The 261-nt window shown below is 59.8% G+C and carries 1 pseudogene; it reads right to left on the bottom strand.

Annotated elements, in window-relative coordinates:
• Positions 1 to 261 (bottom strand): annotated as a pseudogene (locus BK665_RS33940) (sodium-dependent transporter); the annotation flags it as partial.

Here is a 261-nt window from a genome sequence, read left to right as displayed (position 1 = left end):
CAACAGCATAAAAATCGTGTGCCAAAGTGTCAGGCGCCACGGATCAGCGATCACATTGCCGAAATAGGCCCCCACCTGATCCGCCGTCACACCCTGGAAGTCACCACGCCCCATGTCGATGATGTAATCCAGCGACCAGCCGCCGACCACACTATAGAAAGACAGAATCAGCAGTGCCGTGATCATCCCGGCGAATGCGCCCCAGGACCACTTCCCGGAATGCCCCGCCTCCAGCGCCAGCACCTTCAAGGCGTTGGCCGG

This window comes from Pseudomonas frederiksbergensis (genome assembly GCF_003732665.1).
Taxonomy (GTDB): Bacteria; Pseudomonadota; Gammaproteobacteria; order Pseudomonadales; family Pseudomonadaceae; genus Aquipseudomonas; species Aquipseudomonas frederiksbergensis_G.
The sequence above is the reverse complement of the archived record's forward strand: the minus strand, read 5'-3'. Positions and strand labels throughout refer to the sequence as shown.